The organism is Streptomyces sp. NPDC058964 (assembly GCF_042741275.1).
Taxonomy (GTDB): domain Bacteria; phylum Actinomycetota; class Actinomycetes; order Streptomycetales; family Streptomycetaceae; genus Streptomyces.
The window spans coordinates 1-7,490 of record NZ_JBHYKH010000333.1; the positions used below are offsets into that span (position 1 = coordinate 1).

General features: G+C 71.5%; 9 protein-coding genes. 8 read left to right on the forward strand and 1 reads right to left on the reverse strand.

Translation table 11 applies throughout. The annotated features are described in order from the left end of the window. From ACFW2E_RS31635 to ACFW2E_RS31645, 3 genes are all read left to right on the forward strand, one after another. A partial coding sequence (locus ACFW2E_RS31635; RefSeq protein WP_384470678.1) for an acetate--CoA ligase family protein occupies nucleotides 1-808 on the forward strand: 808 nt, incomplete at its 5' end. A gap of 13 nt (nucleotides 809-821) precedes the next feature. Further along, the gene (locus ACFW2E_RS31640) at nucleotides 822-1,553 is read left to right on the forward strand and encodes a CBS domain-containing protein (RefSeq protein WP_384470681.1); all 732 of its coding nucleotides are present in this window, start codon (nucleotides 822-824) and stop codon (nucleotides 1,551-1,553) included. 16 nt (nucleotides 1,554-1,569) lie between these two features. Next, nucleotides 1,570-2,133 carry a flavodoxin domain-containing protein gene (locus tag ACFW2E_RS31645; RefSeq protein ID WP_384470684.1) on the forward strand — a complete coding sequence of 188 codons (564 nt, stop codon included), beginning with the start codon at nucleotides 1,570-1,572 and terminating at the stop codon, nucleotides 2,131-2,133. Between the two features lie 120 nt (nucleotides 2,134-2,253). On the opposite strand, the gene ACFW2E_RS31650 is transcribed toward ACFW2E_RS31645, so the two are convergent. Then, nucleotides 2,254-2,835, reverse strand: a complete 582-nt coding sequence (locus ACFW2E_RS31650; RefSeq protein ID WP_384470687.1) for a hypothetical protein — start codon at nucleotides 2,833-2,835, stop codon at nucleotides 2,254-2,256. Between the two features lie 258 nt (nucleotides 2,836-3,093). On the opposite strand from ACFW2E_RS31650, the gene ACFW2E_RS31655 reads away from it, so the two are divergent. The 5 genes from ACFW2E_RS31655 to ACFW2E_RS31675 all read left to right on the forward strand — a co-directional run bounded on the left by ACFW2E_RS31655 (nucleotide 3,094) and on the right by ACFW2E_RS31675 (nucleotide 7,407). Continuing rightward, the gene (locus tag ACFW2E_RS31655; RefSeq protein WP_384470690.1) at nucleotides 3,094-4,107 is read left to right on the forward strand and encodes an Acg family FMN-binding oxidoreductase; all 1,014 of its coding nucleotides are present in this window, start codon (nucleotides 3,094-3,096) and stop codon (nucleotides 4,105-4,107) included. A 164-nt stretch (nucleotides 4,108-4,271) separates the two neighbouring features. Continuing rightward, entirely contained in the window at nucleotides 4,272-5,342 is a 1,071-nt protein-coding gene (locus ACFW2E_RS31660) for a zinc-dependent alcohol dehydrogenase family protein (protein WP_384470693.1), read from the forward strand. Nucleotides 5,343-5,380: 38 nt separating this feature from the next. Continuing rightward, nucleotides 5,381-5,821: a pyridoxamine 5'-phosphate oxidase family protein gene (locus tag ACFW2E_RS31665; RefSeq protein ID WP_384470696.1), complete on the forward strand. Its 441-nt coding sequence runs from the start codon at nucleotides 5,381-5,383 to the stop codon at nucleotides 5,819-5,821. Nucleotides 5,822-5,958: 137 nt separating this feature from the next. After that, nucleotides 5,959-6,840, forward strand: a complete 882-nt coding sequence (locus tag ACFW2E_RS31670; protein ID WP_384470699.1) for a universal stress protein — start codon at nucleotides 5,959-5,961, stop codon at nucleotides 6,838-6,840. A 144-nt stretch (nucleotides 6,841-6,984) separates the two neighbouring features. Continuing rightward, nucleotides 6,985-7,407 (forward strand): Hsp20/alpha crystallin family protein, encoded by a 423-nt coding sequence (locus ACFW2E_RS31675; RefSeq protein WP_384470702.1) that lies wholly within the window; start codon nucleotides 6,985-6,987, stop codon nucleotides 7,405-7,407. The last annotated feature ends 83 nt before the right edge of the window (nucleotides 7,408-7,490 follow it).

Below are 7,490 nucleotides of genomic sequence, written 5' to 3' on the forward strand. Positions count from 1 at the left end.
CGCCCGCGAGCTCGACCGGGCGCGCTGGCTCGCCGGGCCCGACGCACCCCACCTCGATCTCGACGGCATCGAGAGCGAGCGGGCCTGCACGGTGGTCAAGGACTACCTCGACGCGCACCCCGATGGCGGCTGGCTCGACCCGCGCACGTGCGCCGACCTCCTGTCCTGCTACGGCATCCCGCAGATCCCCTGGGCCTGGGCCGAGACCGAGGACGACGCCGTGCTCGCCGCCGGCCGGCTGCGCGGCTTCGACGGCCGCGTGGTCATGAAGGCCCACTGGCCCGGACTCCTGCACAAGACGCAGGAGCACGCCGTCCATCTCGACCTGCGCGGTGACTCGCAGGTCCGGGCGGCGTTCCGCGACCTGGAGACCCGCTTCGCGGGGCTCATGACCGGCGTGGTGGTGCAGCCGCTCGCCGCGCGCGGCACCGAACTGCTCGCGGGCGTCGTCCAGGACGACGTGTTCGGCCCGCTCGTCCTGTTCGGACTCGGCGGTACGGCCACCGAGGTACTGGCCGACCACGCGGCCCGGCTGGCCCCGCTCACCGACCACGACGTGCACGAACTGATCACGGCGCCACGGTCCGCCCCCCTGCTGCTGGGCGCGAACGGGAACGCCACCGTCGACCTGGAGGACCTGGAACAGCTGCTCCTGCGGCTGTCACGCATGGCTGCGGACCTGCCGCAACTCGCCGAGGCCGACTTCAACCCCGTCCTGGCGGCACCCGGCGGTGTCACCGTGCTCGACGCACGGGTGCGCCTGCTGCCGCGTCGCCCCCAGGACCCGTATCTGCGCCGACTCCGTTGAGGAGGGGATGGACATGAAGCACAGCAAGGTCGGATCCGTGATGACCGTGGACGTCGTACGCGCCGCCCACGACACGCCGTTCAAGGCCGTCGCCCAGCTGCTAACGGACCACCGGATCAGCGGATTGCCGGTGGTGGACGAGGACGACAAGGTCGTCGGCGTCATCTCCGAGTCGGACCTGATGATGCGCCAGGCGACCCGCCCCGGTCCGTACGACGCGACGGACCGCACCGGGCCGGCCGCACTGACCCCGCGTGCCCGCCGCCGGGCCGCGAAGGCGAAGGCCCGCACCGCAGGCGAGCTGATGACCGAACCGCCCGTCACCGTGCATGCCGACGACACCGTCGCCCAGGCCGCCCGCACCCTGGCCCGACGGCGTGTGGAACGGCTCCCCGTACTCGACGAGGAGGGCCGGCTCGTGGGCATCGTGACGCGACGCGACCTCCTGCAGGTCTTCCTGCGGTCCGACAAGGAGCTCCGCGACGAGGTCATCGACGAGGTACTGGTGCGCACTCTGCGGCTGCCGCCCCGCAGCGTCGACGTCTCCGTGACGGAGGGTGTCGTCACGCTCACCGGACATGCGGAACGCAAGAGCGAGAAGGAGATCGCCCTCTCGATGACCCGCCGGATCGACGGTGTGGTCGACGTGGTCGACGGACTCACCTACCGCTTGGACGACGCACACCCCCGCCATCGGGAACCGGCCCCGCGGGGCGCCGCCGGCGACCGGCTGCGCGGACTGTGAGAGGAGGCGCACCGCCATGACCGGCAACGTGTTGGTCACCTACGGGACGAGGAACGGATCGACGGCGCGGATCGCCGAAGCCGTCGCCGAGGTCCTGCGCAAGGACGGCAAGGACGGCAAGGAGGGACTGACGGTCGACGCACTGCCGGCCCGGTCCGTGGTGAGCGTGGCGCCGTACGACGCCGTGGTGGTCGGCGGCGGCCTGTACGCCGGACGCTGGCACAAGGACGCACGGCGGTTCGTCAAGCGGCACCGCGCCGGGCTTGCGGAGCGATCGGTGTGGTTCTTCAGCAGCGGTCCGCTCGACGCGTCGGCGTCGGAGCGGAACATCCCGCCGGTGCGCGGCGTCGAGCGGGCCATGAACCGGCTCGGCGTCCGGGAGCACATCACCTTCGGAGGATGCCTCGAGGACGGCGCCGAAGGGCGGATGGCCCGGATGATTCTGCGCTCCGGAAAGGGCGGCGACTTCCGGGACTTCACCGCGATCGAGACATGGGCCGCTGGAGTAGCCGCAGCCCTGACGCATGGGTCGGAGTGCCGAGAGGGAGAGGAGCGAGAGGGAGAGGGGGAAGAGGGATAGGCGGAGGGAGTGTGAGGAGGGGAGCGCAGGGGAGGGGGCTGCCGGTAGCCGGCCGGGCGCCGGTGCGTCGCACATGCAGGAGGCTCCAGGCCCGCCCGTCCTGGAGCCCGGCATCCCTTCTCAGCCGGTCTTGTGGTCCCATCGCGGTCCGACCAGATCCCATTCCCGGGCCCACTGGTCGACGCGGCGCCGGTCGAGCCGCCACCGGACGGCCGCTCCCGCGCCGGACACCGCTCCGGCGAGGGCGATCGCGGCCGCGGCGCCCAGAAACCCCGACTCGACCGTTGCCTCGGTGGGGCTCGTCGGGCGGGGTGTGAGACGGCCCTGGCCGTCCTGCCAGGCCACGATCCTTGATCCGGCCTCGAGACCGGTGTTCACGAGCGTCCGCCCGGTACGGGTCGAGCCGTCGGGTGCCGTCCAGCTGACCGGCGCCGTCCTGCGATCGGCCGATCCGCCGAACGCGGTGGCGGGACGCGGCACGTCGTTCAGGAGTACGACCCGGACGGACTGCCGCTCGGCTCGCTGACGCGCGAACACCTCGTCCGCGGCCCGGGCCGTCGCCACTCCGGCGACGGTGCCGCCCAACACGACGGCCGTCCACACGGTCAGCACGATCCAGGCCTCGACGACGTCCTCGTGCCGGCGCAGCGGATTCTTCCGCCACCTCCACAGCCATTTCTTGCCGTACTCGCCGCTGGACATCGGTCCGCACCTCTTCCCGGTCGTCGTGACCCTTTCGAAGGTGACAGCCGAAACCCTGCCGGGGCATGGGCCGGTCAGGCGTCGTGAGGGGGACGTCCGGCTCCAACCCGGCGGCTGGTCGGGGACGTTCGGCCCCGGACGTCGCAAGCCCTGTCAGGGTCCCGGCGCAGGACCGTCGGCATCTGCCGCTCGCGCGGCGGGGAAGCGAGGCTCGTAGGACAGCACGTTCGTCCGAGGCCAGTGTGCCGGGGAGGGACCATGGAGAGCACATCGCTCAGCACCGCCGTCCTGGAGACCTGCGTCTCCGCCGCGATCGCCGCGCCTTCGATGTACAACACCCAGCCGTGGTGCTTCCGGCTGGACGCCGGGACGGCGACGTTCCAGGTGCGGGCCGTTCCCGAAAGGGGCCTCGCACACGTGGACGCCGAGGGCCGCGCACTGCACCTCTCCGTCGGGGCCTGTGTGTTCAACCTCCGGGTCGCGCTCGCCCACTTCGGCTGGTCGCCGGTCACCCGTCTGCTGCCCAGCCCTGAGGACCCCGGCCTGCTGGCCGCCGTGCGCCCGGCCGAGTTCACGGTGCGAGGGACGCAGGGAGAAGAAGCCGACCTCTACGACTCGATCTGGCGCAGGCACAGCAGCCGCTTCCCGTTCTCGGGCGGACCGCTCCCCGAGAGGCTTCGCCACGAGCTTGTTGCGGCGGCCCGTGCGGAAGGCGCGTCGCTGCGCTTCCCGGACGGAGCGGAGGCTATCCGTCTGCTCCAACTGACCGCCGAGGCGGAGGGGCGCAACCGTCGCGACGCGGACCGGGCGGCCGAGGGCCGTCGCTGGGTGCACCGGGGCATCGAACCGGAACGCGCCGTCGGGCTGCCACGAGCGGCGCTGGGCCCTCAGGACGCCCGCGAGAGACTGCCGCTACGCGATTTCACCGCCCAGCGGCACCCCGAACGGCTCGCAGCCCGGCCTTTCGAGACGGAGCCGGCGATCGCCCTGCTGACCACGGACCACGATCGCCGAGTCGACTGGCTGCGCGTCGGCCAGGCCCTTCAGCGAGTCTGGCTCGTCGCGACGGCGCGCGGTCTGCGCGCATCCCTGCTGCATCAGGCGGTGGAGTGGGCCGATCTGCGCGACGCGATGGTGCACACCCCGCACGACGGTGGCCACGGACAGCTCCTCATGCGCCTGGGACACGGGCCGGAAGGGGCCACCACGCCCCGCCGCACCGCGAGTGAGGTTCTGCGCCGGCCTGCTGCGGGAGGGCCGGTCGGTCCCTGAAAGACAGGGCCGACAGGACCAGTGTTTCCTCATCCCGGCGGGCTGAGGCTGGTCCGGTCCGTGAGGGATGAAGGCCGCACGGCCCAAGCGCAGCGCACGACCGCCGGACAAGCTGGATCTGTGGGGCAATCTCCGCAACGGATCAAAGGATGGGGACGACCGTCATGAAAGGCTTTGTCTTCCACGGTCCCGGGCAGTCCGCCTGGGAAGAGGTTCCGGACCCTGCGATCAAGGAGCCCACCGACGCCATCGTGAGGGTGGACGCGGTCACCATCTGCGGGACGGACCTGCACATTCTGAAGGGCGACGTGCCCGAGGTGCGTCCGGGAACGGTTCTGGGGCACGAGGCCGTCGGCGAGATCGTGGAGGCCGGCAGCGAGGTGCGGACCCTACGCCCGGGCGACCGCGTCCTGGTCTCCTGCATCACCGCCTGCGGCCGGTGCCGCTATTGCCGCGAGAGCGCCTACGGCCAGTGCCGGGGCGGTGGCGGCTGGATCCTCGGCCATCTGATCGACGGCACCCAGGCCGAGTACGTCCGCGTCCCCCACGCCGACCTGTCCGTGCACGCACTGCCCAGCGCGGTCGAGAGCAAGGACGCCGTCCTGCTGGCGGACATCTTCCCGACCTCGTACGAGGTGGGCGTGCTCAACGGGCGGGTGCGTCCCGGGGACACCGTCGCGGTGGTCGGAGCGGGGCCCATCGGCCTCGCGGCGATCGCCACGGCGCGCCTGTTCGCGCCCGAGCGGATCGTCGCCGTCGACCTGGCCGCCTCCCGTCTGGAGGCCGCGCGGCGGCTCGGTGCCGATGCCGTGGCCGACGCCCGCGAGGAGCCCGGACAACTGATCGCGGATCTCACCGACGGACTTGGCGCGGACGTGGTCATCGAGGCGGTCGGCGTACCGGAGAGCTTCGAGCTGTGCACCCGCATGGTGCGGCCCGGTGGGCACGTGGCCAATGTCGGTGTGCACGGCAAGCCCGTCACACTTCACCTGGAAGACCTGTGGATCAAGAACGTGACCATCACCACCGGGCTCGTGGACACCCACTCCACGCCTGTTCTGCTGCGCATGGCGGCCGCGGGCCGGCTGCCCACCGCACAACTGGTCACCCACACCTTCCCGCTCGACGGCATGGAGGAGGCGTACGACGTCTTCTCCCGGGCCGCCGACACCGGCGCGCTCAAGGTGGTGCTCGGCGAGCAGCCGCACGAAGAGGTTGCCCTCCGGTCGGCCTGACGAGGGGACGTGTCGTCAGCTGAGAGACGAGAAGACAGATGTACACCAACGACGGATTCCGCGAACTCGACCGGCAGGAGTGCGTGCGCCTCCTGGCCGAGGTGCCCGTGGGGCGCATCGTGTACACGCGACAGGCCCTGCCCGCCGTGCTGCCGGTCAATTTCTGCCTGGACCACGACGACGCGGTGGTGCTTCGCACCTCGGCGGTCTCGGACCTGGTGAGCGCCATCGACGGAGCGGTGGTCGCCTTCGAGGCGGACGAGGTCCACACGGACACCCGCTCCGGCTGGAGCGTCGTGGTCACCGGGACGGCCGCCCTGGTGACCGACTCCGCGGAGCATGAACGGCTCCTGCGTACCGGACCGGCCTCCTGGGCGCCGTCCCCCCACGAGGTCTTCGTCCGCATAGAGCCGGAACTGGTGACGGGACGTCAGCTTGCCGCCGGCAACTCCCTGTACGGGGTGCGCCTTCCCTTCTGACTCCGGTCACCGGGTCGTGCCGTTCTGCCGGGCGCACGCCACAGGGACCGCTGGTCCGCACGCAGGGACCTACGGTCCCTCGTGTCACACGGAAGGGGACACCAGAGTGGGAACGGATCCACGAAGGAGGCCCACTGATGTCCCGTACCGTCACCGTTGGTGTGGACGGCTCGAACGAAAGTCTCGCCGCGGCCGAATGGGCCGCTCGTGAGGCGGTGATGCACGAGGTGGCTCTCCGTGTCGTGCACGCCGGCGAGCAACAGCCCTACAGCTATATTCCGTTCGCGGCTGAGCCGGTGCCACCGCCGGGAGCGGACCGGACCGCTCACTTGCTGGCCGAGGCGCAGACCCGGCTGGCGCATCGTCACTCCGGCCTGCTGGTGAGGGCGGACCGGATCGCCGGACAACCGGTGCCGGCTCTGGTCGCCGCCGCACGCGAGGCGGAGCTCCTGGTGCTCGGATCGCGGGGCCTGGGCAGGGTGGCGGGTGTCCTGCTCGGTTCCGTGGCGTCGGCGGTGGTGGCACGGGCGCAGCGGCCGGTCGTCCTTGTTCGCGCGTCGGACGGGGAGTCCCTCGGCGCCGGGCCGTACCGTGACGTGGTCCTGGGGTTGGACCTCAGCGACCCCGACGACCGCGTCCTCGATTTCGCGTTCAACGCCGCGTCCAGGCGTGGCGCCGGGCTACGTGTGGTCCACGGCTGGAGCGCTCCGACCCCCACCATCGCCGGTGCAGCCGGTGTCGCCGGCTCGACGCGGCAGAACGAACCGTCCGCCGACGTGCGGCACGGGCCGGCGGACGTGCTCCGTCCATGGAAGGAGAAGTTCCCGGCCGTCGAGGTGCTGGAGGAGGCCGCGATCGGAGACGCCGGCGCGCATCTGGTGGACGTCTCGCGCGGCGCCTCGCTTCTCGTGGTGGGCCGCCGTCACCGCGCCGGAGCTCTCGGTTCGCACATCGGCCCGGTGACGCACACCGTTCTGCGGCACGCGGCCGCGCCGGTCGCCGTGGTGCCCCACGACTGACCGTCCGGCAGGAATGGCGAGCCCGCGAGGCGGCGAAGCCTTTCGCACTGGGTCGACCGGGTCCCGAATGGGGCCGGTGGGCCCACGCCCGATCCAACTCCGCTGCGAGACGCTGGGGGTGAGGAACAAGGAAGGAGGGAGAACATGAGCGGCATGATCGAGCGGCTGCCCGGTTGGCCTGCGCTGCCCGACCTGTTCGGCTGGGTGGAGTCCGGGTTTCCCGCGATGCACATGACCTCGGGGCTGCATGGCATTCGTATCGAAGAGCACCTGACGGACGGTGCGTACGTGCTGCGTGCCGAACTCCCCGGCATCGACCCCGCCAAGGATGCCGAGATCACCGTCTCGGAAGGCGTTCTGACCCTGCGGGCCGAGCGCAGTGAGGAGACCACGGAGAAGCACCGTACGGAGTTCCGCTACGGGACGTTCGCACGCTCTGTCCGGCTGCCGGCTGGAGCCAGGGGGGATGAGGCGACGGCCGAGTACAAGGACGGAGTGCTGATCGTCACGGTCCCGGTCCCGGAGGAGAAGACGGGTACCAGGACCATTCCGGTGCGGCACGGCTGAGCCAGGGCGACCAGCCGTAGCCGCACGGGTGTGCGCGGCCGGTGTCTTCCGGTCGCGCACACCGTCGTGTCCCTGGGCGGTGT

Bases quoted from the DNA above. Each gene is read 5' to 3' on its own strand.
- ACFW2E_RS31640 (WP_384470681.1), top strand. From the start codon at position 822: ATGAAGCACAGCAAGGTCGGATCCGTGATGACCGTGGACGTCGTACGC.
- ACFW2E_RS31645 (WP_384470684.1), top strand. From the start codon at position 1,570: ATGACCGGCAACGTGTTGGTCACCTACGGGACGAGGAACGGATCGACG.
- ACFW2E_RS31650 (WP_384470687.1), bottom strand. From the start codon at position 2,835: ATGTCCAGCGGCGAGTACGGCAAGAAATGGCTGTGGAGGTGGCGGAAG.
- ACFW2E_RS31655 (WP_384470690.1), top strand. From the start codon at position 3,094: ATGGAGAGCACATCGCTCAGCACCGCCGTCCTGGAGACCTGCGTCTCC.
- ACFW2E_RS31660 (WP_384470693.1), top strand. From the start codon at position 4,272: ATGAAAGGCTTTGTCTTCCACGGTCCCGGGCAGTCCGCCTGGGAAGAG.
- ACFW2E_RS31665 (WP_384470696.1), top strand. From the start codon at position 5,381: ATGTACACCAACGACGGATTCCGCGAACTCGACCGGCAGGAGTGCGTG.
- ACFW2E_RS31670 (WP_384470699.1), top strand. From the start codon at position 5,959: ATGTCCCGTACCGTCACCGTTGGTGTGGACGGCTCGAACGAAAGTCTC.
- ACFW2E_RS31675 (WP_384470702.1), top strand. From the start codon at position 6,985: ATGAGCGGCATGATCGAGCGGCTGCCCGGTTGGCCTGCGCTGCCCGAC.